This window comes from Streptomyces beihaiensis (assembly GCF_026274175.1).
GTDB classification, from domain to species: domain Bacteria; phylum Actinomycetota; class Actinomycetes; order Streptomycetales; family Streptomycetaceae; genus Streptomyces; species Streptomyces beihaiensis.
This window is the reverse complement of record NZ_JAPHNL010000222.1, coordinates 60,730-85,595: the sequence shown is the minus strand read 5'-3', so window position 1 is coordinate 85,595 and position 24,866 is coordinate 60,730. Positions and strand designations below refer to the sequence as shown.

The following is a 24,866-nucleotide window of genomic DNA, read 5'->3' as shown; positions in this document are numbered from 1 at the left end:
GCGCCGCTCCGTGTCCGCGATCCTCGGCAATGCCCCCGGCGCCCCGGCGAGCATCCGCGCCGCGACGTCCGACAGGCGCCGCACGCCGGGCGGCGCGGGCTCCGCCGTCAGCCGGGCCAGCAGGCCGCCGATCACGAGCACCGCCTCCCGGGTGTCCGGCACCGTGCTCAGCATCCGGCCCGCGTCGAGCCGTTCGAGCAGCATCGTGCCCGTCGCCTCGTCGTGGTCGAGCAGGCGCACCGCTCCCCGGCCACCCCACCGGCGCAGCGCGACCGGCTCGCCCTCGGTCTCCTCGTCACGGTGCTGGAACTTCGCCACGGCCCGCACCCCGTCGCGGCGCCGCACCACCGGCAGCACCAGCGCCGCCATGCCGTGCATCGGGGGACCGTCGACGTCCAGTTCCCAGCGGTCGGCGAACTCCGCCACCCGTCCCGGCAGCGCCGCTACGAACGCGCGTCCGGGCTCGCCCGCGTACGCGTACTGGGACTCGATCAGCCCCGCCGGAATGTCGATCACGGCCCCGACCCTACCGACGTGCCTCAATCGAGCATGCGTCATTTTCTCCACCGCGTGCGTACGTCCGTCGCGACGTCCGTGGGGGCACCTGTGTGGGGGTACGTCCGCAGCGCGCCCGGCACGTATCTGTGGCTCGCCGCGCTCTTCGTGACGACCGTCGCCGTGCACCACATGGACCCGCGCTTCGAGGAGCAGTTCCTGCGCCAGCGCTCCACCAACCTGCACGAGCTGTCGCGCAACCCGGTCCGGGTGCTCGTCTCCTCCGCGTTCTGGATCGACGGCAGCACCTGGTGGCCGTACGCCCTGCTCTACACCGTCTTCCACGCGCAGGCCGAACGCTGGCTCGGCACCCTGCGCTGGTTCACCGTCGCCGCCGCCTCGCACGTCCTGGCCACGCTCATCAGCCAGGGCGCCCTGCTGTGGGCGATCCAGCACGGGCACGCGCCCGCGTCCGCCGTCAACACCCTCGACGTGGGGGTCAGTTACGCCCTCGCGGGTGTCGTGGCCGTGCTGACGTACCGGATCGCGACGCCCTGGCGGTACGCGTACCTCGCCGTCGTCCTCGCCCTGTACGCCGCCCCGCTCGTCACCGGCCGCACCTTCACCGACCTCGGCCACTTCACCTCGGTCCTCATCGGCCTCGCCTGCTACCCGCTCGTACGCGGCCGGGGAAAGCCCTGGGACCCCCTGCACCGCACCTCGGTCTCCGCGGGCGGGCGGGGTGGGATTCAATGATCCGGTGGATTACCAAGGGCTTCTGTACGACGTGCGGGACAGCGCCCGCCGGGCGCCCGCCCGGGGGCGGGCCGCCGACTACATCCCCGCGCTCGCCGCGGCCGACCCGGACGCCTTCGGCATGGCGCTGGCGACCGTGGACGGGCAGGTGTTCGGGGTCGGCGACTGGGAGCGGCCGTTCTCCATCCAGTCCGTCTCGAAGCTCTTCACCCTCGCGCTCGCCCTCGCCGAGGGCGGGGACGAGCTGTGGCGCGGGGTGGGCCGGGAGCCGTCCGGCAACCCGTTCAACTCGCTGGTGCAGCTGGAGTCCGAGCACGGCATCCCGCGCAACCCGTTCATCAACGCGGGCGCCGTAGTCGTCACCGACCGGCTCCTCGAACTGACCGGCGACGCGGCGGGCGCCGTACGGGACTTCCTGCGCGCCGAGTCCGGAAACCCGGACGTGGCGACCGACGCCGCCGTGGCCGCCTCCGAGGCCGACCACGGCCACCGCAACGCGGCGCTCGCCCACTTCATCGCCGGTTACGGCAACCTGCGCAACCCCGTCGACGACGTCCTCGCCCACTACTACGCCCACTGCGCCATCGCCGCCGGCTGCCGCGACCTCGCCCTGGCGGGCCTCTTCCTGGCCCGGCACGGCACCCGCGCCGACGGCTCCCGCCTGCTCACCCGCAGCGAGGCCAAGCGGATCAACGCCGTGCTGCTGACCTGCGGCACGTACGACGCGGCGGGCGACTTCGCCTACCGCGTCGGGCTGCCCGGCAAGAGCGGCGTGGGCGGCGGCGTCCTCGCGGTGCTGCCGGGGCGCGGCACGGTGTGCGTGTGGAGCCCGGGGCTCGACACCGCGGGCAACTCCGTCCTGGGCGTGGCCGCGCTCGACGCGCTGACCACGCTCACGGGATGGTCGGTCTTCTAGGCCGACGCGGGGCCGGACCCAGATTTGGGCACAGGTCTGAGGCAGGTCCGGGCACAGGTCTGACGCAGGTCCGGGCACAGGTCTGACACAGGTCCGGGCACAGGTTCGGACGCAGGTCCGTACGTGCTCAACGGCCATGACGACCTCGGCACCGTCGGCCCCGCGTCGGCCCCGCGCGGCCCACGCGCCTCGACCGGGCAATTGACGCCCCATATGGTAAGCGCTTACCCTCCGGCCACCTCTCCTCTTTTCATCCATTCGGATCATCCATTCGGACGTCTATGGCAAGGAGGCCATATGAACGCCGCTGGACACCACAGAGGGCACGGCCAGGAGCACAGCCCCTCGCCCCGCCCGTTGAGCAGACGCCGCCTGCTGCAACTGGGCGCCTCCGGAACCGCGTTGGCCGCCGCCGCACCCTGGTTGCTGCCGTCCGCCGAAGCCTGGGCGGCGGACACCTATGACGGCATGCGCGCCACCTGGCTGCGACTGCTCACCGGTTCCGGGTTCGACGCCGCGTCGGCGCCGTTCTCGACCGCGCTCGCCACCCTGGGCTCCGAGGCGAGCACTTACCAGAACTCGATGTCGGCGAGCGGCACCTCCTCGCTCTGGTCCGATCTGCCCATCGGCAGCGTCTCGGCCCACATGACCGCCAGCTACACGCGGCTGAGGACGATGGCGCTCGCCTACGTCCAGCCCGGCACCGGCCTCACCGGCGACTCCACCCTCCGCTCCGACATCGTCACCGGCCTCGACTGGATGTCCGCCAACGCCTACCGGCCCGCGGGCACCACCTACGACAACTGGTGGGACTGGCAGATCGGCTCCCCCGAGGCCCTCCTCGACCTGTGCACGCTGGTGTACTCACAGCTCACCTCCAGCCAGATCGGCACCTGCACCGCGGCGATCGACACCTATGTCCCCGACTCGGCCGTCTCCTCGTACGACGGCACCAGCACCGGCGCCAACCGCGTCGACCTGTGCCGTGTACTCGCCCTGCGCGGTGTGATCGGCAAGGACTCGGCCAAGATCGCCACCGCCAGGACCGCGCTCTCGCCGGTCTTCCCGTACGTCATCACCGGCGACGGCCTGTACGCCGACGGCAGTTTCGTCCAGCACACCTACGTCCCCTACACGGGCGGATACGGCGTGGTGCTGATCGACGGGCTCAGCAAGCTGCTCACCCTGCTCGCCGGGACCACCTGGGCGATCACCGACCCCGCCGTGCAGAACCTGTTCAGCGCCGTCACCGACTCGTACGCGCCGTTCCTGTACAACGGCCTGGTGATGGACGGTGTCTCCGGCCGAGGCATCAGCCGGGGCTACTGGCGCACCACGAACGCCTACCTGGAGAGCGACCAGACCCGCGGCCACGGGCTCGTCGCCGCCGTCCTGCGGCTCGCGGAGAGCGGCGCGCCGTCGTCGGCCCAGGCCGGCACCTGGAAGTCGATGGTCAAGGGCTGGATCCAGCGCGACTACTACCTGTCGTACCTGGACGACGTGTCCCTGGGCATACCGGAACTGGCCCGCGCACAGGCGGTACTCGACGACTCGACGGTCTCCGCCGCGCCCGAGCCCGTGGGCAGCCAGGTCTTCGGCATGGACCGGGCCGTGCACCGCCGCCCCGGCTGGGCCGCGCAGATCAGCATGTGCTCGTCACGGACCACGTTCTACGAGCACGGCAACGGCGAGAACCTCAAGGGCTGGCACCAGAACAGCGGCATGCTCTACTGGTACGGCGACACCTACGGCAACGGCCAGTACTCCGACCACTTCTGGCCGACCGTCGACCCCTACCGCCTGCCCGGCACCACCGTCTCCACCCTCGCCCTCGCCGACGCCGCCGGCGGCGCCTGGGGAGGCTCGCACCCGGACGCCACCTGGGCGGGCGGCGCGACCGACGGCACGTACTCCGCAGTCGGCCAGGACGTGCGCGGCCTGAACTCCACGCTGGCGGGCAAGAAGTCCTGGTTCTGCCTGGACGACTCCATCATGTGCCTCGGCGCCGGCATCACCAGCTCCGACGGGACCACCGTGCAGACCACCGTCGACAACCGCAATCTGGGCGCCAACAACCATCAGGACTTCACCGTCGACGGCACCGTCCAGCCCAGCACCCTCGGCTGGAGCCACACCTTCACCGGGTGCGGGTACATGGCGATCAACGGGATGGGCGCCTGGGTCTTCCCGGGCGGGGCGACGGTCGACGTCAAACGGGAGGCCCGTACCGCCGCCTGGTCGGACATCAACACCAACAGCTCGACCACCCCCTACACCCGCAACTACGTCACCATGTGGTTCGACCACGGAACCGACCCGGCCGACGCCGACTACAGCTACCTTCTGATGCCGGGCGCGACCCCCGCCCAGGCCGCCGCGCGCGCCGCCTCCCCCACCGCCACCGTGCTGTCCAACACCGCCACCGTCCAGGCCGTCACCGACTCCTCGGCCGGCCTGACCATGGCCAACTTCTTCGCCGCGGGGACCGCCGGGCCCATCACCGTCTCCGCGCCCTGCTCGGTACTGGTGAAGGAGAGCGGCGGCACGATGACGGTCGCCGTCGCCGACCCCTCGCGCGCCTCGTCCACCGTCGAGGTCACCGTCGCGCGCTCCGGCTACGCCGCGGTGACCGACACCTCGGGAGTCACCGTGCTGTCCACCTCGGGCGCCGTCAGGCTGCTCGCGGAGGTGGGCGGCACACGGGGCGCCAGCCGGACGGCCACCCTCACCACGTCAGGATCGGCCGTCTCCCGCACCGCGAGCCTACTCCCCGCGACCGCCGCCGCCTACGTGCGCGACGGCTCGTACGCGACGGACAACTACGGCGACCTGGCCACCCTGGTCGTCAAGAACGTCAACTCCAGCGGCAGCGGCTACGACCGGCAGTCCCTGCTGAAGTTCGACGTCTCCGGCCTGACCGGAACCGTCTCCCGAGCGATCCTGTGGGCGTACGGCAACGTCGAGGACTCCGGCGGCGACCAGACCACCGTGCAGGCGTTCGCCCTCACCTCCGACGGCTGGTCGGAGACCGGTGTCACATGGAACACGCGGCCGGCCCTGGGCGCGGCCCTCGGCACCGGCATGGTCTCCACCGCGTACGACTGGGTCGGGCTCGACGTCACCAGCGCCGTCGCCGCCGCGATGCCGTCCGCCGGGGGCGACGGAACCGTCGCGCTCGCCATCTGGGAGCCACTGAACAAGGCCGGCCTGGCGACCATCCTCCATGGCCGCGCGGCCGGCGGCAACACCCCGGTACTGGAGGCGATCACGACCTGATCCCCCGGACAGCCCCTAGGAGATCCCCGCCGCCGCGAGCACCTTCGCGAACGACGCCTCGCCGTACATGTCGCCCTCGCCGCCCGGCTTCTCGCCGTCGACGCGGACGGTCGGCGTGGCCTGCACGCCGTCGTCGCGGAACGACTCCATCGCCGTGTCGACCCACTTCTTGTACGAGGTGTCCTTCACGGCCCTGTCGAACGTGGCGCCCCGCAGCCCGTCCACGGTGTCCGCGATCTTCAGCAGGAACGCGTCCGTGTACACGTCGTCGGTCTCGTCGTCGGGCTGGTTGGCGTAGACGGCGGCGTGGTACTCGGCGAACCTGCCCGCCTCCACGGAGGCGCGCAGCGCGTTCGCGGCCTTCACCGAGCCCGAGCCGCCGAGGTTGTTGTCGAGGAACGAGGCGATCGTGTACTCGATCTTCACCTCGCCCTTGGCGGCCGGGGCGGCCAGCGCCCGCGCCCCGCCCTCCTCGAACTTCTTGCAGAAGGGGCAGCGCGCGTCCTCGTACACCTTCACCGTGTGCGGCGCCTTCGGATCGCCGACGGTGATCACGCCTCCGTCCACGCGCGCGGGCAGCTTCTTGAGCGTGTCCACGTCGGCGGCGGGCCGTGCCTCGGTGGCGACCGTACCGGCCGAAGCGGCGGAGGAGTCCGACGCGCCCGAGGAACCCGCGGAACCCGCGGAACCTGACGAGCAGGCGCTCACGCCGATCCCGAGCGCCACGACGGCCGCGACGGCGCCCACGGCACGTGCCGGTGTCGCGATCCTCATGAGATGAACCTCCCGAAATAGCCGGACCGGGCCAGACCATGCCAAGTTAGGCGGCCGGACCGGCCCGCAAGGGCGCCGAAGGACCCGAACCCCAGGGACGAACGCCCCGCACATCTCCCCATCCGACACTCCGGCCCAGTAACGTCCCCGGCCATGAGCAGCGGTACGAACAGCGGTACGAGCGGCAGCAGCGCGGGCAACAGCACCGGCAGTACGGCCGCAGGCGCAGGCGCAGGCACAGGCGCAGCCACAGGCGCAGGCGCAGCCACAGGCACAGGCACAGGCACAGGCACAGGCACAGGCACAGGCACCGTCAACGGCGGCATATCGTTCTGGTACGCCGACGACGGCATCCCGCCCTCCCGTGAGCCCCTCACCGGCGACGCGAGCGCCGACGTCGTCATCGTCGGCGGCGGCTACACCGGCCTGTGGACGGCCTACTACCTCAAGAGGGCCTCCCCCTTCCTGCGCATCACCGTCCTGGAGCAGAAGTTCTGCGGCTACGGTGCCTCCGGCCGCAACGGCGGCTGGCTCTACAACGGCATCGCGGGCCGCGACCGGTACGCCAAGCTGCACGGCCACGAGGCAGCCGTCCGCCTCCAGCAGGCCATGAACGCGACGGTCACCGAGGTCGTCGACGTGGCCCGCGCCGAGTCGATCGACGCGGACATCCACCACGGCGGCGTACTGGAAGTCGCCTACACTCCGGCCCAGTTGACCCGTCTCAAGGCGTTCCACGAGGCGGAGCTGACGTACGGCGAGAAGGACCGCACCCTGCACGGCGCGCGCGAGACCGCCGAGCGCGTCCGCGTCGCGGGCGTGGTCGGCTCGACGTGGACGCCGCACGGCGCACGACTGCACCCGGTGAAACTGGTCAAGGGTCTGGCGCGGGCCGTCGAGGAACTCGGCGTCACGATCCACGAGTCGACGCCGGTCACGGAGATCAAGCCCAAGCACGCGATCACCCCGTACGGCACGGTCCGCGCCCCCTACGTGCTGCGCTGCACCGAGGGCTTCACGGCCTCCCTCAAGGGCCAGCACCGCACGTGGCTGCCGATGAACTCCTCGATGATCGCGACGGAGCCGCTGACGGCGTCACAGTGGGAGTCGATCGGCTGGGAGGGCCGCGAGACCCTCGGCGACATGGCGCACGCGTACATGTACGCACAGCGCACCGCGGACGACCGCATCGCCCTCGGCGGCCGCGGCCACCCGTACCGCTACGGCTCCCGCACGGACAACGACGGCACTACGCACCCGGGGACCGTGCGTGAGCTGACCGACATCCTGACCCGCTTCTTCCCGCAGCTGGCCGGGGTCCGGATCGCGCACGCCTGGTCGGGCGTGCTCGGCGTCCCCCGCGACTGGTGCGCCACGGTCACCCTGGACCGCTCGACGGGCCTGGGCTGGGCGGGCGGCTACGTCGGCTCCGGCGTCGCCACGGCGAACCTCGCCGCCCGCACCCTGCGCGACCTGGTCCAGCAGGACGCGGGGCAGGCGGGCCCGACCGACCTGACCACGCTCCCCTGGGTCAACCACAAGGTGCGCAAGTGGGAGCCGGAGCCGCTGCGCTGGCTGGGCGTCCACGGCATGTACGCCACGTACCACGCGGCCGACCGCCGCGAACTCCTGACCCACACCGCCGAGTCCTCCCGCCTGGCACGGGTGGCGGACCGGGTGGCGGGGCGGCACTGAGACGGGTGGCGGCGCGGGCAGGCCGGTCGGCACCGGCGCTCTTCACGCCGAACGCCCCGGACCGATCACCGGCCGGGGCGTTCGCGCTGTTCCACCCGAGAGCCCCCTGTCGGATTCGAACCGACGACCTTCGCTTTACAAGAGCGGCGCTCTGACCAGCTGAGCTAAGGAGGCGACCTGAGCAGTTTAACCACACCCGCTGCCGCCGCCGTCGAAAATTTCGCCGAATTCGATATCCACCGGGTACTGACAGACCGCCCACCCCCCGGGTACCGTCCGATCAGTTCACTCGCGTGGACTACACCAGTGCTACTCCCCGCCGCGGCACCAGCCACGGTGGGTCACCACCTTTACTCGGATCGTCCGGCACGTTCCTGCCGGTGAAGGGGGCTTCACAGCCATGGCTTCTGTCACGTTCGACAAGGCGACCCGCATCTACCCGGGGACCGAAAAGCCCGCCGTCGACGGGCTCGACATCGAGATCGAGGACGGCGAGTTCCTCGTCCTCGTCGGCCCGTCCGGCTGCGGAAAGTCGACCTCCCTGCGCATGCTCGCGGGCCTCGAGGACGTCAACGGCGGAGCGATCCGCATCGGGGAGCGCGACGTCACGCACCTGCCGCCCAAGGACCGGGACATCGCCATGGTGTTCCAGAACTACGCGCTGTACCCGCACATGACCGTCGCCGACAACATGGGCTTCGCGCTCAAGATCGCGGGCGTCAACAAGGCGGAGATCCGGGCCAAGGTCGAGGAGGCCGCCAAGATCCTCGACCTCACGGAGTACCTGGACCGCAAGCCGAAGGCCCTGTCCGGCGGTCAGCGCCAGCGTGTCGCCATGGGCCGCGCCATCGTGCGTGAGCCGCAGGTGTTCCTCATGGACGAGCCGCTGTCGAACCTCGACGCCAAACTGCGCGTGTCGACCCGTACGCAGATCGCCGGCCTCCAGCGGCGCCTCGGCATCACCACCGTGTACGTGACCCACGACCAGGTCGAGGCCATGACCATGGGCGACCGTGTGGCGGTCCTCAAGGACGGTCTGCTCCAGCAGGTCGACTCGCCGCGCAACATGTACGACAAGCCGGCCAACCTGTTCGTCGCCGGGTTCATCGGCTCGCCCGCCATGAACCTCGTCGAGGTGCCGATCACCGACGGCGGCGTGAAGTTCGGCAACTCCGTCGTCCCGGTCAACCGCGACGCCCTCAAGGCCGCCCAGGACAAGGGCGACCGCACGGTCACCGTCGGCGTGCGGCCCGAGCACTTCGACATCGTCGAGCAGGGCGGTGAGGCGGCCAAGTCGCTCAACAAGGAGGCGTCCGACGCGCCCGCCGGTCTCGCGGTCAGCGTGAACGTCGTCGAGGAACTCGGCGCCGACGGCTACGTCTACGGCTCCGCGCGCGTCGGCGACGAGGACAAGGACCTGGTCGTCCGCGTCAACGGCCGCCAGGTCCCGGGCAAGGGCGCCAAGCTGCACGTCGTGCCGCGCCCGGGGGAGACCCACGTGTTCGCCACGTCCACGGGCGAGCGGCTCTCCGACTGAGCCGACGAGGCGCCACGAGACGAGACACGACGAGACGAACGCGAACGGGGCCCGCACTCGGTGCGGGCCCCGTTCGCGTTCGGTCACGTTGTCGACAAATACCCCGGCAACCCGGACATTTGCCGGTCCGTCGTCAACCGAACAAAGAAGAAACCTCGATTTCAGTCGCTCGGTCGAGTGACTAAATGTCTCCAAATCATCACCTAGCGCTACTCTCACTCGCGTGACGCACTCCGCTACCTACACCCAGAAGTCGCGCCGTGCCCGGGGCCAGGGCCCCGCCCGCCGCGCCGCCCGTACGCTCGCCTTCGTCCTGCCGGTGATGCTGGTGCTCTCCGGGACCCTCGCGGTCACCCGAGTCAACTGGTCGGGAAGCTCGTCGGACTCCGTCCTCACAGCTTCCTCACAGGACGTCTCCGCGCGCGCCAAGCCTCGCGCCCCCCAGGACGTCCTGCGCGACCGCCTCCTGGCCGAACTGCAGGAGCAGAACCCGGGAGTCGCCCTCACTCATCTCCAGGAGGAGGTCGACCGCAGGCCGTCGCTGGCCAAGCACTGCCGGTCCATCGCGAAGGCCCTCGGCCGCGCCGCCGTGCGTGTCTACGGCCCGGTGCGCGCCCAGTCGTACGCCCGGCCCGTCTGCGACACGTCCTTCGCCTCCGGCGTGGCGGGCTTCCACGCCTGAGCCAACCTGCATCCCGCTTCCCGCTTCCCGCTTCCCGCTCCCGGCTCCCGGCTCCCGGCTCCCGGCTCCCGGCTCCCGGTTTCGGACTCCTGGTTTCCGAATCCTGGTTTCGGACTCCTGGTTTCCGGCTTCTGGTTTTCCGCCGTCGGACAAGCCGGTTGCGGCTCCACGGGCCGTGCGCACGTACAGTTCCGGTCATGACGACCGCTGAACCGGCCGCGCACGGCCCGCACGCCTACCCGCACCCACCGCACCGCCCCGTCGTCCAGGCCGTCGTCCTGGCGGGGGGCCAGGGCTCGCGGCTGCGCCCGTACACCGACGACCGGCCCAAGCCGATGGTGGAGATCCCCGGCACCGGCACGCCGATCATCGGCCACCAGTTGGCCTGGCTCGCCGAGGAGGGCGTGACGGACGCCGTCGTCTCCTGCGGCCACCTCGCCGAGGTGCTCCAGAAGTGGCTGGCGGCGGCCGAACTGCCGCTGCGCGTCACCACCGTCGTGGAGAAGGAGCCGCTGGGCCGTGGCGGCGGCCTGAAGTTCGCCGCCGCCCACCTGCCCCACCCCGACCAGCCCTGGTACGCCACGAACGGCGACATCTGGACCCGGTTCTCGCTGCGCGAGATGGCCGAGTTCCACACCGAGCGCGAGGCGACGGCGACCCTGGCCCTCGCGCGGCCGCGCATCCCGTGGGGCGCCGTGGAGACCGACGCGTTCGGCCACATCACCGACTTCGTCGAGGCGCCGCCGTCCCCCTACCTGATCAACGCGGGCGTGTACGTCTTCTCCGCCGAGTTCGCCTCGCTGCTCCCCGACGTCGGGGACCACGAGCGCACCACGTTCCCGCGCCTGGCCCGCGCCAAGCGGCTCGCGGGCTTCCCGCTCCCCCAGGGCGCCTACTGGCGGGCCATCGACACCGCCAAGGACCTCACGGAGGCCGCGAAGGAGCTTGCCGCGACGGGCCGTTGAGACCGGCCGACCACTCACCCCGCTCCGCGTACGCCGACGGGCCCCGCACCTGGTGTGTGCGGGGCCCGTCGGCGTAGGACGTGGAGAGGACTACGAAGACGGAGACGACGGAGACGACAGCGAAGAGGGAGAAGACGGAGAAGACGGCGAACGGCGCCGTCAGCCGCCCAGCAGGCCGCCCACGAGGCCCTTCGTGTCGCCGCCGCCGCTCGTCGAACCGCCGGACCCGCCCGTCGTCGACGTCCCGGCGCTCGACGTGCCGCCGCTCGACGTCGGGCCGGCGCTGCTGCTCGACGGCGGCCGCTGCGGCGAGGACTGCTGCGGCGCGCCCGTGGTGGCGCCCTGCGTCGTGGTCGGCGTCGTCGTACCGGGGCCGCTGGTGCTGCCGCCCGCCGTCCGGCGCGCGGCGCTCGGCGTGTCGGACGGGCTCGCCGTGGTGCCCTGCGTCGGCGTCCGCGCGGCCGACGGGGACGAGGAGGCGTGCCGGTGGTGGTGTCCGGGCTCGGAGGGCAGCGGGGAGCCGGGCAGTTCGTTGCGCGGCGCCTCGCCGGGACCTGGCACGGTGACCCGGTCGGCGTCGCGCACGGCGCCGCCGAGCAGCGAGCCGATCAGCAGGGTGCAGCCGATCACGAGGGTCGCCAGGACCGTGCCGCGGCGCAGCACGTAACGGCGCAGTTCCCACAGCGTGGCGCGCGGGCCGAGCCGCCGCCAGGCGCCGCTCGCGAACCGGCCGTCGAACGAGTAGACCGGCGCACCGGCGATGATCAGCGGTGACCACGCGGCCAGATAGATGATGTCCGGCGCGTCGTACGCGGGCACGGTCTTCCAGCTGACGGTGACGAGCAGCGCCGCCGACAGCAGCGCCCCGACCGACGCGGCGAGCCGCTGCCACAGGCCGAGCACCGTCAGCACGCCGACGACGACCTGGAGGAACGCGATGGCCAGGCCCGCGCCGACCGGGTGCTGCAACGCCCAGTCGCGCAGCGGCTCGGCCAGCTGCCACGGGTGGAGCGAGTTCAGCCACTTGACCATGGAGCCGCGCTCGCCGCCGTCGAAGTAGACGGGGTCGCAGAGCTTGCCCATGCCCGCGTAGATGGAGATGAAGCCGAGGAAGACGCGGAGCGGGAGCAGCACCACGCCGAGGTTCATCCGGCGGTCCGGGAAGTAGGCGTGCCGGACCGGGCCGTAGCGGCGGGCCGCGGGCGTCTGGGGCCCGGCGTCCGTGCCGTCCTCGTCGTCGCCGTCGTCGCCGTCCGCGTCGCCCACGTACTGGACGCGGTCGAGCTCGCTGGTCTCCTCGAAGGCGCTGCCGGCCTGCCGCATGTGCGGCAGGATCCGGGCACCCTCGGTCCGGGCGCCCTCGGTCCGGGCGCCGTCGGCCCGTGACTCGTCGGCGTACAGGCCGAGTTCGTCGCCGAGGTCGCCGTCGCCGACACGCGGCAGGACCTGCGTGGCACCGGCGGACTGGTCGGCGTCGGCATCGCCCACTCGGCGCGCGGTCTGCAACAGCCCGCTGGCGGCGAGGTCGCCGCCGCTCATGACGACGGGGCGCCGCCGCGCGCCCGGCGTACCGGCGGCGGTGATGACGGGGATGCGCGTCGTCGACGCGTCGGCCCTGGACGGGCCCAGGGCGTTCACATGCCGTGTGATACGCGGGAGTTGGGTCCGCTGCACCGCGGGGAGCCGCACGCGGAAACTCGCGTGCGCGACGATGACCTGCGCCGGGTCGCACGGAACCTTCACCATGCTCAGCGCGGGTGCGTCGTCGAATCCCGACGAGCGGTCCCCCGAGGGTGTGCGGGGCGTTCTGGTGTCCACACTCATCTAACCGAGTGATGTGTGTTTAGGACACTGCCTTGACCCCACCGAAATGTCCGGACCGCGTCAAGGCCGTTCAGGGGGCCGGGACCGGCCGGGCGGAACCGCTCGGCACCGGGCGGAACCCTCAGCCGCGCCGCCGCGCCGCCTCGTAGAGGACGACACCCGCCGCCACACCGGCGTTCAGCGACTCGGCGCCGCCGGGCATCGGAATCCGTACCCGGAAGTCGCACGTCTCGCCGACGAGCCGCGACAGGCCCTTGCCCTCGCTGCCCACGACGATCACCACGGGCCCCTCAAGGGCCTCCAGGTCGCCGACGGCGTGCTCGCCGTCCGCCGCGAGCCCGACGACCGCGATGCCCGCCTTCTTGTACGCCTCCAGGGCCCGGGTCAGATTCGTGGCCCGCGCGACCGGAGTACGGGCCGCGGTCCCGGCCGACGTCTTCCACGCCCCGGCCGTCATCCCGGCCGCGCGCCGCTCCGGCACGACCACGCCGTGCCCGCCGAACGCCGTCACCGAACGGACGACCGCGCCCAGGTTGCGCGGGTCGGTCACCCCGTCGAGCGCGACGATCAGCGGGTCCTCGCCCGCGTCGTACGCGGCGGCGGCGAGGTCCTCCGGGTGCGCGTACTCGTACGGCGGGACCTGGAGGACGAGCCCCTGGTGGTTGAGGCCGTTGGTCATCCGGTCGAGCTCGGGGCGTGGCGCCTCCATGAGGTGGATGCCGCCGCGCTCACCGGCGAGCTGCAACGCCTCGCGGACCCGCTCGTCGTTGTCGATGAACTGCTGGACGTAGAGCGTCGTCGCGGGCACGCCCTCGCGCAGCGCCTCGACGACCGGGTTGCGCCCGACGACCATCTCGGAGGCGGCCTTGCCGCGCGGCCCGCCGCTGGGACGGCCCTGGGTGCGGCGCGCCTTGGCCTGCGCGGCCCGCTGCTTGCTGTGGCCCTTGCGCATCTCGGCGGGCGGCGTGGGGCCCTTGCCCTCAAGGCCGCGGCGCCGCTTGCCACCGCTGCCGACCTGCGCGCCCTTCTTGCCGGACATGCGACGGTTGCTGTTGGCGGCCATGACCTACCTGTCTCTTACGGGTGTGGATGTGTCGGGTATGGATGTGTACGTACGTGTCATGCAGTGTGCCGCCCGGACGGCCGGGCGGCACCTCTGGGGTCGGCTCAGTGGGAGCCGAGGCTCCAGCGCGGTCCCTGCGGGCTGTCCTCGATGACGAGTCCCGACTGGGCGAGCTGGTCGCGCAGGGCGTCAGCCGTGGCCCAGTCCTTGCGGGCGCGGGCGGACTCGCGCTGCTCCAGGACGAGTCGTACGAGGTGGTCGACGACGCCGTGCAGGCTCTGCGCCTCCCCGGCCTCGCCGCCCGCGCCGTCGCCGGACCACTGCTCGTCGTACGGGTCGAGGCCGAGCACGCCGAGCATGGCCCGCACCTCGGCCAGGCGCGCGACGGCGGCCTCCTTGTCGTCGGCGGCCAGCGCGCTGTTGCCCTGCCGGACCGTGGTGTGCACGACGGCGAGCGCGCCGGGCACGCCCAGGTCGTCGTCCATGGCCTCGGCGAAGGCGCTGGGCACGTCGGCGGCCGGCTCCACGCTCGTACCGGCCAGCTCGGTGGCGCGCTTGAGGAAGCCCTCGATGCGGCCGAACGCCGCCTCGGCCTCGCGCAGCGCCTCCTCGCTGTACTCGATGGTGGAGCGGTAGTGCGGGGTGCCCAGGTAGTAGCGGAGCACGATGGGCCGCCAGTGCTTGACCATCTCGCTCACGAGCACGCTGTTGCCGAGCGACTTGGACATCTTCTCGCCCGACATGGTGACCCATGAGTTGTGCAGCCAGTAGCGGGCGAACTCGTCGCCGAACGCCTTGGACTGGGCGATCTCGTTCTCGTGGTGCGGGAAGATCAGGTCGATGCCGCCGCCGTGGATGTCGAAGGCGCGGCCCAGGTACTTGTGGGCCATCGCCGAGCACTCCAGGTGCCAGCCGGGGCGCCCCCGGCCCCACGGCGTCTCCCAGCTCGGCTCGCCCGGCTTGACCGCCTTCCACAGGGCGAAGTCGCGCGGGTCGCGCTTGCCCGTCTCACCGTCGCCGGAGGGCTGGCGCAGGTCGTCCAGGTCCTGGTTGGACAGCTCCAGGTAGCCGGGGAAGGAGCGGACGTCGAAGTAGACGTTCCCGTCCGCCTCGTAGGCGTGGCCGCGCTCGATGAGAGCGCGCATCATCTCGACCATCTCGGTGACATGGCCGGTGGCGCGCGGTTCGCAGGTGGGCGGGAGGCAGCCGAGCGCGGTGTACGCGGCGTCGAAGGCCCGCTCGTTCTCGTACCCGATCGACCACCAGGGCCGGTTCTGCTCGGCGGCCTTGGCGATGATCTTGTCGTCGATGTCCGTCACGTTCCGGACGAACGTCACGTCGTAGCCGCGGTGGGTGAACCAGCGGCGCAGGATGTCGAAGTTGAGCCCCGAGCGGATGTGCCCGATGTGCGGTGCGGCCTGCACGGTGGCGCCACACAGGTAGATCGAGACGCAGCCCGGTGTGAGGGGGGCGAAGTCGCGGATCTGCCGGGCGCTGGTGTCGTACAGGCGAATAGTCACCCCTCCAGGGTAGTGGGCCCGGAGGGGTGCCAGTGCCGTATTGGCGAGTGACCGTGAAGGGTGTCCGTGACCGATCGCCCGTGGCCGGACGCCCGTGGCCGGGTGCCCGCGACCGGGTGCCGTGCCGGTGCCGGTCGCCCGGATCTCAGATGCTTCCGACGACCTTGCGCGGACGGACCCGTACGACGACGCGCGGCGCGTCCTCGGCCGCCCGCGCGTTGAACTCCGCGTACTTCTTCCCCGTGTACTTCAGGGACAGCTCGTCGATGAGTTCCGGGCCGCCCTCCGTGGTGATCTCGGCCGTCCCGCGGATCTCGGCGTACGAGTACGGGTTGTCGGCGGGCTGCACGAGCACGGTCACGCGCGGGTCGCGCCGCAGGTTCTGTTCCTTGCGGCGGCCGACGGTCGTGGAGAACAGGACGTCTTCGCCGTCGCGCGTCACCCACACCGGTGAGACCTGGGGGCTCCCGTCGGGCTGGATGGTGGCGACCGCGATGAAGACCTTGCTGTCGAGCAGCGCCTTCAGCTCGTCGGACAACTGGGCGGACATGGCCTCACTCCTCGGAATCGACTACGCGTGGACGCGTACCCGATCCTGCGCCACGACCAACGCCGTCGCCACCGCCATCAGTCCTTCGCCGCGGCCGGGGAACCCGAGCCCGTCCGTGGTGGCGCCGGAAACGGTGACCGGGGCCCCGGCCGCCTCGGAGAGCACCTTCTGGGCCTCGTCGCGGCGCTTGCCGATCTTGGGGCGGGGGCCGACGACCTGGACGGCCACGTTGCCGATGACGAAACCGGCGGCGCGCACGATCCGGGCGGCCTCGGCGAGCAGCGTCAGGCCCGAGGCACCGGACCACTCGGGGCGTCCGGTGCCGAAGTGCTGCCCCAGGTCGCCGAGGCCCGCGGCGGAGAAGAGGGCGTTGCAGGCGGCGTGCGCGACGACGTCGGCGTCGGAGTGACCGGCGAGGCCGGGGCCCTCGCCCTCCCACCGGAGACCGGCGCACCACAGCTCCCGCCCTTCCTCGAAGGCGTGGATGTCGGTGCCGATGCCGACCCGCGGCAGCGGCAGCGGAGTCCCCTGCGGTTCAGAACCCATCGTTGGCCCTCCTGCGGGCGAGTACGGCCTCGGCGAGGACGAGGTCGAGCGGGCGGGTCACCTTGAAAGCCTCTTCGTGGCCGGGCACGAGGACGACCTGGAGGCCGAGGCGCTCGACCATGCTCGCGTCGTCCGTGACGTCGTCGGTGACCGTGTCGTGGGCGCGTACGAGAGTGGCGCGGTCGAAGCCCTGCGGGGTCTGCACCGCGCGCAGCCGGGCCCGCGGCGGGGTGGCGACGACGGGCTCGGGCCCGCCGTCGGTGCGCGGCTCGACCTCCTTGACCGTGTCGGCGAGCGGCAGCGCGGGCACGACGGCCGGGGCGCCGTCCCGTACGGTCTCGATCACCGCGTCGACCGTGTCGACGGGGACGAGGGGGCGGGCGGCGTCGTGGACCAGGACGATGTCGATGCCGTCATCGGCCTGCACCGCCTGCACCGCGTCGAGGCCGCGCTTGACGGACTCCTGACGGGTGTCACCGCCGGGCACGACCAGGAGGTCGGTGCGGTCGGGCAGCGCGTGGTCGGCGAGGAGCCCTTTCACCTCGGCCTCGCCGTCGGGCGGTGCGACGACCACGACGAGCGAGACGTGGCGGGAGGCCGCCATGGCGCGCACGGCGTGGACGAGCATCGGCGTGCCGTTCAGCGCGCGAAGTGCTTTGGGGGCGCCAGGACCGAGGCGTACGCCCCTTCCGGCGGCCGGGATCACGGCTGCGGTGCGGGCCCCGTCGCCTGCGGGACGTGTTTCGTCAGACATCGTTCCGTTCAGCGTTCCCTTCGAGGTTCCGCTCAAGGTTCCGTTCAGGTTTGTACGCTCGGGCGAGGTGGGTATGGCCACAGGGTGCCGGGCGCGTCACCCATCTTGACCGAACCCTTTCCGTGACACGGTCGAGTCAGCTGCCCGGGCCCGGCACTCCAGCAAGATCGGCAGGATCGGTACCAGGCGGATCGGGTACAGGAGGATCTTCCGGGTACGAACATGCCGCAGCGCCCGGCGACACACTGGGCGTCAGCGGGCACTACGGCATTGTGTCCTATGCGCGTGGGAGTCCACAGGGGTCCATGAGGAATCCATGGCCGAATCCGTGGGGAGTCCGTGCGCGACTTCGAGGCGCTCAAGGCGCTCGAAGCGCTTGATTCAGGACGCGAGGACCTCGTCGAGCAGAGCCTCGGCCTTGTCCTCGTTCGTGTTCTCCGCGAGCGCCAGCTCGCTCACCAGGATCTGGCGAGCCTTGGCCAGCATGCGCTTCTCACCCGCGGACAGTCCGCGCTCGCGCTCCCGACGCCACAGGTCACGGACGACTTCCGCGACCTTGATGACATCACCGGAGGCAAGCTTCTCCAGATTTGCCTTGTAACGGCGCGACCAGTTGGTGGGCTCCTCGGCGTACGTCGCGCGCAGCACCTCGAAGACCCGGTCGAGCCCGTCCTGACCGACCACATCACGCACGCCGACGAACTCCGCATTGTCCGCTGGCACACGCACTGTCAGGTCGCCCTGGGCGACCTTCAGCACCAAGTAGGTCTTGTCCACGCCTTTGATCTGACGAGTTTCGATGGCCTCGATCAGCGCGGCCCCGTGATGGGGATAGACCACGGTGTCGCCAACCTTGAACGTCATGTGACAGGTACCCCTTCCGTGGCTATCCAGGGTAACACGGAAGCGGCGGGTTCTGAATGGCGTTTTCGCAGGTCAGAGCATATCTCGGGGCTTGACAACAGCAACAGGAACGTGCTGCGGAGGGGCGACGGAGGGTCGAATTCGCAGGTCGGAGCCGCTCTTCAACGGAGCCGAAACGTGTACGTCACGAGCGAGGGAAGGGGCGCCCGAGGGGTGAAACGTACCGGTTTGCGTGCTTCGAAGCGATGAACTTCCGCTGCTCCGTTCGGGGTCTTGAAGACCCGTTCGAGCCGAATCAGGAATTGATCACCGTGATTCTCGCTCGTGATCACCATGCCCGTCGACCAAGTTTCCGGATCTCCCGTTCCCGTCTCCTCGTTCCCGTTCCCGTCTCCTCGTTCCCGTTCCCGTCTCCCTGTTCTCGTCACCTCCCCGTTCTCGTCACCGCGTTCCCGTCACCGCGTTCCCGTCACCGCGTTCCCGTCTCCACGTTCCCGTCACGACGTTCTCCTCTTCCTCCCCTTTCTCCTCTCTTCTCCTCCGGATTCGGTGAATGGTGAATGACGAATGTCGGGCGCGTACACGTCAGAGAGCACAGGCCGGGAGGCCAGGGCGGGGAGCCCGGCTCCCGCCGGGCGGGAACAAGGCGACGGCCGGGCGACGGGCGGACGGTGCGGGGAGGCGGGGGCACGGCGGGTGGAGGCGAGCCAAAAGGCGGGTCGGGTGCGAAGGCGCAGGGGCGGCTCGGTAACCTAAGGCCGCTGACCATCCCTTAGGGCGGCTTTACAAGCCACCCTGCTCCGCCAACGTTCAAGGAGTTGCCGCCGCCGTGAGCAGCAGCCTTCGACGCGGCGCCCTCGCCGCCGCCGCCATCGCGTCCATTGCCTCGCTCGCCGCGTGCGGCGCCGGCAACAACGCGCAGACGCTCCAGGTGAAGCCGGACAACGCCGCGACCTCGTTCGGCGACATCAAGATCCAGAACGCCACCGTCATCACGCAGCCGGACCGTACGTCCAAGGGCCCGGCCGTCGTGATCGCGACCCTGTTCAACAACGGCGACAGCGCCCAGACCCTCGACGCGATCAAGGTCGACGGCGTCAACAAGACGGCGAAGCTGACCGACGCCAAGGGCGGCTCGACCATCAAGGTCCCGGCCCACGGTTCGGTCGTCATCGGCGGCAAGGGCAACGCCGTCGCCGAGCTGCCCAACAGCCGGACCGCCGTGCTCGACGGGAACGCCCAGCGGATCACGTTCACGTTCAGCAAGACCGGTGACGTGAAGCTGCGCGCCTTCGTGGTGCCCGCGGAGAGCTACTTCGCCAAGTGGGGCCCGAGCAAGGTTCCGGCCGCACCGACGGCGACGCCGTCCGCGACCTCGTCCGCCTCCGCCTCCTCCTCGGCGTCCGCGTCGGCCTCGGCCTCGGCCTCCGCGTCGAAGCCCGGCAAGGTCTCGGGCTCGCCGGCGCGGTAGCCCGGACGCACGGCCCGCACGACGCACGCGTACGCCACGTACGCCACGTACGACACGTACGCCACGTACGACGGGCACCACGGGCACGACACGTACGACAGACACGGCTGAGGGCGGCTCCCGAACAGGAGCCGCCCTCAGCCGTGCGTGCGTCAGGCCCGTCGGGCCGGGCGGCCTACGGCTCGAACTTGTACCCGAGCCCGCGCACCGTGACCAGGTACCGCGGAGCGCCCGGGTCCGGTTCGATCTTGGCGCGGAGCCGCTTGACGTGGACGTCGAGGGTCTTCGTGTCGCCCACGTAGTCCGCGCCCCACACCCGGTCGATGAGCTGCATACGGGTCAGTACGCGCCCGGCGTTGCGCAGCAGCATCTCCAGGAGGTCGAACTCCTTGAGCGGGAGGTCGACCTTCGACCCGGAGACGGTGACGACGTGACGGTCGACGTCCATGCGGACGGGACCGGCCTCCAGCGCCTGCGGGGTGACCTCCTCCGGCTCGCCGCGCCGCCGCAGGACGGCCCGGATGCGGGCGACCAGCTCGCGCGACGAGAAGGGCTTGGTCACGTAGTCGTCGGCTCCTATTTCGAGCCCCACGACCTTGTCGATCTCGCTGTCCTTGGCGGTCACCATGATGACCGGGACGTTCGAGCGGCCGCGCAGCTGACGGCAGACCTCCGTGCCGGGCAGGCCGGGCAGCATCAGGTCGAGCAGGACGAGGTCGGCGCCGTTGCGCTCGAACTCGTCGAGGCCGTCGGGCCCCGTGGCCGCTATGGCCACCTCGAAGCCTTCCTTGCGGAGCATGTAGGACAGGGCGTCGGAGAAGGACTCCTCGTCCTCTACGACGAGCACTCGGGTCACGGAAGGACCTCCGGGGCGGCAGGAACGGTGGGAACGTCAGGAACGGATGCGTATGCGGTTGTACCGGCTGAGTCCGCCGACTCGGCCGAATCGGCGGATTCAGCCGACTCGATCGGCTCGGTCGGCTCAGCCGGCTCTGTGCGGTCGCCGGGACCGTGTGCGTCGTCTTCGTCGCGTACGTCACCGGAGCCGGTGCTGGTGGCCTGGGTCGCGGCGCCGTCGGAGGGGCCGCGGGTGCCGCCCGCCTCGGGCAGCCGCAGGGTGAAGGTGGAGCCCTGGCCCTCCGAGCTCCACACGGTGACCTCGCCGCCGTGCGACGCGGCCACGTGCTTGACGATGGCCAGGCCGAGGCCGGTGCCGCCGGTGGCGCGGGAGCGGGCGGGGTCGACACGGTAGAAGCGCTCGAAGATGCGCTCCTTGTCCTTGTCGGAGATGCCGATGCCCTGGTCGGTGACGGCTATCTCGACGAGGTCGCCGCCGGGCGCGTTGACCCGGCGCGCGGCTATGCCCACGCGCGTGCGCGCGGGTGAGTAGTTGACCGCGTTCTCGACCAGGTTGCCGAGAGCGGCGGCGAGCTGACCGCGGTTGCCCCACACGCTCAGGTCGGCCGTGCCCCCGGCCGCCATGGTGATCTGCTTCGTCGCGGCGGGCTGGCGGCAGCGGTCGATGGCCTCGGCGACGAGCTCGTCGACACGGACCGGCTCGGCGTCCTCCAGCGGGTCGTCGTTCTGCACCCGGGAGAGGTCGATGAGTTCCTGGACGAGGCTGGTCAGGCGGGTCGCCTCGTTCTGCATCCGCCCGGCGAACCGCTGCACGGCCTCGGGGTCGTCGCTGGCGTCCATGACGGCCTCGGAGAGCAGCGACAGCGCCCCGACCGGGGTCTTCAGCTCGTGGCTCACATTGGCGACGAAGTCCCGGCGCACCGCCTCGATGCGCCGGGCCTCGGTGAGGTCCTCGACGAGGAGCAGCACGAGCCGGGAGCCGAGCGGCGCGACGCGCGCGGAGACGGCGAGCGCGTCACCGCGCCCGGTCCCGCGCCGCGGCAGATCGAGCTCGACCTGCCGTATCTCCCCGTCGCGCCTCGTATCGCGGGCCATCTGCAGCATCGGCTCGACCGCGAGCTTCCCGCCGCGTACGAGACCGAGCGCGTACGCGGCCGAGCTGGCCTTGACGACGCTGTCCGCCTCGTCGAGGACGACGGCGGAGGAGCGCAGCACGGACAGGACCGTGTCCACACCGGGCGGCAGGACGGGGTCGGTGTGCAGGGAGGTGCGGGTGGGGCGGTTCTGGTCGCGTTCGCTCCAGCGGAACGCCAGCATCGCGATGACGCCGGTGCACACTCCGGCGATCGCTGCCGCTGCGGCGACCGCCGCGTTCACGTCCATGCATTCAGGTTATGCGCGCTCTCGGCGTCCTCCACAGCCGTCCGAGTGGCAGCTCGAACACTCGTCGCCCAGAGTTCACCTTGGGTACGGAGCTGATTCACTTGTGATGTCGGATTCCGACGCGTACAGGGCCGAACGTGGGACCGTGGGGCTGCCCCGCCCCACGGACAGAGAGGGAACGTCGTATGCGTGACGCGTACCACGAGGAACTTGACTCGATCGGCGACGGCCTGGTCGAGATGGCCCGCCTGGTCGGGTCGGCGATCGGGCGCGCCACCACGGCCATGCTCGACGCGGACCTGAAGCTGGCGGAGAACGTGATCGCCGCCGACCAGCGGGTGGACGATCTCCAGCACGACCTGGAGGCCAAGGCCATAGCCCTGCTGGCGCGCCAGCAGCCGGTGGCCACGGATCTGCGGATCGTGGTCACGTCGCTGCGGATGTCCGCCGACCTGGAGCGCTCCGGCGACCTCGCCCAGCACGTGGCGAAGCTGGCCCGGCTGCGCTTCCCGGACCGGGCGGTGCCGCACGACCTGCACGCCACGATCCTGGAGATGGGCCAGCTGGCGCAGCGCCTGATGGCGAAGGCGGCGGAGGTCATCATCACCAAGGACGTCGACCTGGCGATGCAGCTGGAGCAGGACGACGACGAGATGGACCTGCTGCACCGCACGCTCTTCCAGCACCTGATGGACGAGAAGTGGAAGCACGGCATCGAGACAGCGGTCGACGTGACGCTGCTCGGCCGCTACTACGAGCGCTTCGCGGACCACGCGGTGTCGGTCGCGAAGCGGGTCGTCTACCTGGTGACGGGCGAGCACGCGGACGAGGTGCAGCAGCCGACAGCCGTCGAGGGCGGCGTCTGACCGGCCCGGTCCGCACGCACCTCCTGTGCGGCCGTACGCGGAGGGGCCCCGCACACACGTAGATGTGTGCGGGGCCCCTCTCGTACGTCGCCGTCGATACGGCGGCGCCGATACGGCGGCGTCGGCGCGGCAGCGTCGGTATGCCGCCGTCGGTAGGTCGCCGTCGGTATGTCGTCGTCGGCGCGGCGCCGTCGGTCTGGGTCAGCCGCAGCAGCCGCCGCACTGGCAGGGCGCGCCCTGCTGGCAGCCGCAGCCGCAGCCGGAGCCGCAGCCACAGGCGCCGAGCAGCACGAGCTCCGGCACCGGGCGGCTCACTTCGACGGACTCTTCGGGGGTCAGATCGGGCTTCGGGGAGTCGGCGGCCATGATTTCCTTCCCTCCTCACGGCCCTCCGCGGTGGAGCGCCTCCCCCATTGCATGCCCATCCAGGTGGGCGCATCAACGGCGCACACGGGCGCGTAAGTTGGTCGCGCCCATCGGCCGTGCGTGACTACTGTGCCGCCCGTGACAGACGTGATCGTCCTCAACGGCGGATCAAGCTCCGGCAAGACCTCGCTCGCCCGAGCGCTCCAGCGGCTCCTGCTGCCCACGCCATGGCTGACGCTGAGCATCGACGACCTGATCGCGGCGCTGCCCGCGTCGGGCGGCGGCGTCGACATCGGCCCGAACGGCGAGGTGACCGTCACAGCGGCGTTCCACACGCTGGAGCGGGCGTGGAGCGTGGGGGTGGCGGCGATGGCGTCGGCCGGGGCACCGGTGATCGTGGACGACGTCTTCCTCGGCGGCTCGGACTCCCAAAACCGCTGGCGCAGCGCGCTGGACGGCCTGGACGTGCTGTGGGTGGGTGTGCGCTGCGCGCCAAAGGTGGCGGTGTCCCGTGAGGCTGCCCGCGGCGACCGGGTGGCGGGCATGGCGGCGCGCCAGGCGGAGCTCGTGCACGAGGGAGTGACGTACGACTTGGTCGTGGACACGACGGTCGGCCCGGCGGAGGAGTGCGCGCGGAGGATCGTGGCGCACATGGGCTGACGGGCCGGCTGCACAGGTGATCCCCAGGCGATCCCCAGGCGATGCCCAAGTGACGCCCTGAGTACGTGTACTCATGCCCCCACGCACCGCTCGGAGCACGATGGCGGCGGACCGGTGACGAACGGTGGAGGGCGGCGAAGAGACATGGGCAGATTCCTGGGCGCCACGGCGGCCGTCGTGGCAGCGGCCACGGCATTGGTACTGGCGTACCTGGCCGGTGCGCCGCCCGCCCTGGTCGTCACCGCCGGGGCGGGAGCCCTCAGCCTGCTCTGGCTGCTGCTCCTGCTCACCCTCCCCTGGAACCTGTACTTCCGCGCGCACGCCGTACGGGCCGAGATCGCCGTGAGCCGCGACAAGGGCCTGAAGGTGCCGGAGGTCCGTGACGAGGAGGCGGCTCGCATCGCCCGCGCGATGCTCCGCACGGCGATCGCGGGCCACATCCTCACGGCGGCGGTCATCCTCGCCGTCACCTGGGCGACGGGTGCCCTCACCGGCTACTGGTTCGCCGGCTTCTTCGTCCTCAGCACCTTCTTCCGCCCGGCGAACGCGTACTTCGCCCAACTCCGCCGACGCCTGGGCACGCTGCTGAAGGACGTCACCTTCCCGAGGGACGACGTCGCGGAACTGCGCGCCCGCGTGGACCACTTCGAGTCCACGGCCCGGGTCCTGGAGGAGCGCACCGAGGATCACTACCGAACCCTGGCGGAGCTCCGCCGCTCCCTCGAAGCCCTTTCCCTCACCACCTACGAACACGCCGACGAGACGAGCCGCAAGTTCACCGCCCTCTCCCGGGAGTTCGAGTCGGCGGTGTCCCACCTGACGGACAACCAGGAACTCATCGCAGGCATCAGGGCGTTCCTCCGCCTCCTGCACACGCCGGAGACGCCGGACACGCCGGGCGCCCCGGCCACGTGAGGACCGGCGGGAGCAGGCGCTCGCGCCTCAAGGGGTCGCGCGGGCGGCGCAGACGCGCTCGGGAGCGCCTCACCTGGACCGGCGCCTGACCGAACGGGCCCGCCCCAGGGAAACGCAAGAAAGGCAAGAA

Annotated in this window: 22 protein-coding genes, 1 tRNA gene and 1 pseudogene; 11 read left to right on the top strand and 13 right to left on the bottom strand. The window is 71.2% G+C overall.

Translation table 11 applies throughout. From position 1 onward, the window contains the following. Positions 1-57: 57 nt before the first annotated feature. A pseudogene (locus OFY01_RS17825) lies at positions 58-558 on the bottom strand (aminoglycoside phosphotransferase family protein); the annotation flags it as partial. On the opposite strand from OFY01_RS17825, the gene OFY01_RS17820 reads away from it, so the two are divergent. The 3 genes from OFY01_RS17820 to OFY01_RS17810 all read left to right on the top strand — a co-directional run bounded on the left by OFY01_RS17820 (position 550) and on the right by OFY01_RS17810 (position 5,443). Further along, positions 550-1,251: a rhomboid-like protein gene (locus OFY01_RS17820; RefSeq protein WP_266601062.1), complete on the top strand. Its 702-nt coding sequence runs from the start codon at positions 550-552 to the stop codon at positions 1,249-1,251. The pseudogene OFY01_RS17825 and the gene OFY01_RS17820 sit on opposite strands and share 9 nt — an antisense overlap. Before the next feature lie 4 nt (positions 1,252-1,255). Next, positions 1,256-2,167, top strand: a complete 912-nt coding sequence (locus tag OFY01_RS17815; RefSeq protein WP_266601060.1) for a glutaminase — start codon at positions 1,256-1,258, stop codon at positions 2,165-2,167. Positions 2,168-2,464: 297 nt separating this feature from the next. Next, positions 2,465-5,443: a polysaccharide lyase family 8 super-sandwich domain-containing protein gene (locus OFY01_RS17810; protein ID WP_266601058.1), complete on the top strand. Its 2,979-nt coding sequence runs from the start codon at positions 2,465-2,467 to the stop codon at positions 5,441-5,443. 15 nt (positions 5,444-5,458) lie between these two features. Here the strand turns inward: OFY01_RS17810 and OFY01_RS17805 are convergent, their stop codons facing one another. Further along, positions 5,459-6,217, bottom strand: coding sequence for a DsbA family protein (locus tag OFY01_RS17805; protein WP_266601056.1), 759 nt, complete (start codon positions 6,215-6,217; stop codon positions 5,459-5,461). A gap of 153 nt (positions 6,218-6,370) precedes the next feature. Between OFY01_RS17805 and OFY01_RS17800 the strand changes: the two genes are divergently transcribed. Then, the gene (locus tag OFY01_RS17800; protein ID WP_266601054.1) at positions 6,371-7,912 is read left to right on the top strand and encodes an NAD(P)/FAD-dependent oxidoreductase; all 1,542 of its coding nucleotides are present in this window, start codon (positions 6,371-6,373) and stop codon (positions 7,910-7,912) included. Between the two features lie 100 nt (positions 7,913-8,012). Here the strand turns inward: OFY01_RS17800 and OFY01_RS17795 are convergent. Beyond that, positions 8,013-8,086: transfer RNA gene (locus OFY01_RS17795), tRNA-Thr, on the bottom strand. A gap of 226 nt (positions 8,087-8,312) precedes the next feature. On the opposite strand from OFY01_RS17795, the gene OFY01_RS17790 reads away from it, so the two are divergent. The 3 genes from OFY01_RS17790 to OFY01_RS17780 all read left to right on the top strand — a co-directional run bounded on the left by OFY01_RS17790 (position 8,313) and on the right by OFY01_RS17780 (position 11,096). Continuing rightward, positions 8,313-9,449 (top strand): ABC transporter ATP-binding protein, encoded by a 1,137-nt coding sequence (locus OFY01_RS17790; protein WP_266601052.1) that lies wholly within the window; start codon positions 8,313-8,315, stop codon positions 9,447-9,449. Positions 9,450-9,672: 223 nt separating this feature from the next. After that, complete coding sequence (locus OFY01_RS17785) at positions 9,673-10,131, top strand: hypothetical protein (protein ID WP_266601050.1); 459 nt, start codon at positions 9,673-9,675, stop codon at positions 10,129-10,131. Positions 10,132-10,328: 197 nt separating this feature from the next. Further along, positions 10,329-11,096, top strand: coding sequence for a nucleotidyltransferase family protein (locus tag OFY01_RS17780; protein ID WP_266601049.1), 768 nt, complete (start codon positions 10,329-10,331; stop codon positions 11,094-11,096). Positions 11,097-11,255: 159 nt separating this feature from the next. Here the strand turns inward: OFY01_RS17780 and OFY01_RS17775 are convergent, their stop codons facing one another. The 7 genes from OFY01_RS17775 to OFY01_RS17745 form a co-directional block, all read right to left on the bottom strand. Then, positions 11,256-12,914, bottom strand: a complete 1,659-nt coding sequence (locus tag OFY01_RS17775) for a DoxX family membrane protein (protein WP_266601128.1) — start codon at positions 12,912-12,914, stop codon at positions 11,256-11,258. Between the two features lie 127 nt (positions 12,915-13,041). Further along, positions 13,042-13,983: a 23S rRNA (guanosine(2251)-2'-O)-methyltransferase RlmB gene (gene rlmB, locus OFY01_RS17770; RefSeq protein WP_266601047.1), complete on the bottom strand. Its 942-nt coding sequence runs from the start codon at positions 13,981-13,983 to the stop codon at positions 13,042-13,044. A gap of 104 nt (positions 13,984-14,087) precedes the next feature. Beyond that, positions 14,088-15,503, bottom strand: coding sequence for a cysteine--tRNA ligase (gene cysS, locus OFY01_RS17765; RefSeq protein ID WP_266601045.1), 1,416 nt, complete (start codon positions 15,501-15,503; stop codon positions 14,088-14,090). 145 nt (positions 15,504-15,648) lie between these two features. After that, complete coding sequence (locus tag OFY01_RS17760) at positions 15,649-16,053, bottom strand: PPOX class F420-dependent oxidoreductase (protein ID WP_266601043.1); 405 nt, start codon at positions 16,051-16,053, stop codon at positions 15,649-15,651. 21 nt (positions 16,054-16,074) lie between these two features. Further along, the gene (gene ispF / locus OFY01_RS17755) at positions 16,075-16,599 is read right to left on the bottom strand and encodes a 2-C-methyl-D-erythritol 2,4-cyclodiphosphate synthase (protein ID WP_266601041.1); all 525 of its coding nucleotides are present in this window, start codon (positions 16,597-16,599) and stop codon (positions 16,075-16,077) included. Further along, positions 16,589-17,353 carry a 2-C-methyl-D-erythritol 4-phosphate cytidylyltransferase gene (gene ispD, locus OFY01_RS17750; protein WP_266601039.1) on the bottom strand — a complete coding sequence of 255 codons (765 nt, stop codon included), beginning with the start codon at positions 17,351-17,353 and terminating at the stop codon, positions 16,589-16,591. The genes ispF and ispD overlap by 11 nt, the downstream gene beginning before the upstream one ends. A 381-nt stretch (positions 17,354-17,734) precedes the next feature. Beyond that, the gene (locus tag OFY01_RS17745; protein ID WP_266601037.1) at positions 17,735-18,217 is read right to left on the bottom strand and encodes a CarD family transcriptional regulator; all 483 of its coding nucleotides are present in this window, start codon (positions 18,215-18,217) and stop codon (positions 17,735-17,737) included. An 829-nt stretch (positions 18,218-19,046) separates the two neighbouring features. Here OFY01_RS17745 and OFY01_RS17740 point away from each other — a divergent pair. Then, positions 19,047-19,688, top strand: a complete 642-nt coding sequence (locus OFY01_RS17740) for a copper chaperone PCu(A)C (protein WP_266601035.1) — start codon at positions 19,047-19,049, stop codon at positions 19,686-19,688. A gap of 175 nt (positions 19,689-19,863) precedes the next feature. Here OFY01_RS17740 and OFY01_RS17735 read toward each other — a convergent pair whose 3' ends face one another. Both OFY01_RS17735 and OFY01_RS17730 read right to left on the bottom strand, forming a co-directional pair. Next, positions 19,864-20,544 (bottom strand): response regulator transcription factor, encoded by a 681-nt coding sequence (locus tag OFY01_RS17735; protein WP_111665435.1) that lies wholly within the window; start codon positions 20,542-20,544, stop codon positions 19,864-19,866. Beyond that, a complete protein-coding gene (locus tag OFY01_RS17730; RefSeq protein ID WP_266601030.1) occupies positions 20,541-21,929 on the bottom strand; it encodes a sensor histidine kinase in 1,389 nt (462 codons plus the stop codon). Before OFY01_RS17730 ends, OFY01_RS17735 begins: the two co-directional genes overlap by 4 nt. Before the next feature lie 185 nt (positions 21,930-22,114). Between OFY01_RS17730 and phoU the strand changes: the two genes are divergently transcribed. Continuing rightward, the gene (phoU, locus tag OFY01_RS17725) at positions 22,115-22,795 is read left to right on the top strand and encodes a phosphate signaling complex protein PhoU (protein ID WP_266601028.1); all 681 of its coding nucleotides are present in this window, start codon (positions 22,115-22,117) and stop codon (positions 22,793-22,795) included. Between the two features lie 201 nt (positions 22,796-22,996). Here the strand turns inward: phoU and OFY01_RS17720 are convergent, their stop codons facing one another. Beyond that, entirely contained in the window at positions 22,997-23,161 is a 165-nt protein-coding gene (locus OFY01_RS17720; protein ID WP_266601026.1) for a hypothetical protein, read from the bottom strand. A 147-nt stretch (positions 23,162-23,308) separates the two neighbouring features. Here OFY01_RS17720 and OFY01_RS17715 point away from each other — a divergent pair, with 147 nt between their 5' ends. Both OFY01_RS17715 and OFY01_RS17710 read left to right on the top strand, forming a co-directional pair. Next, positions 23,309-23,821, top strand: coding sequence for a chloramphenicol phosphotransferase CPT family protein (locus OFY01_RS17715; RefSeq protein ID WP_407700368.1), 513 nt, complete (start codon positions 23,309-23,311; stop codon positions 23,819-23,821). A 144-nt stretch (positions 23,822-23,965) separates the two neighbouring features. Then, positions 23,966-24,736, top strand: a complete 771-nt coding sequence (locus OFY01_RS17710) for a hypothetical protein (RefSeq protein ID WP_266601022.1) — start codon at positions 23,966-23,968, stop codon at positions 24,734-24,736. Positions 24,737-24,866: the final 130 nt, after the last annotated feature.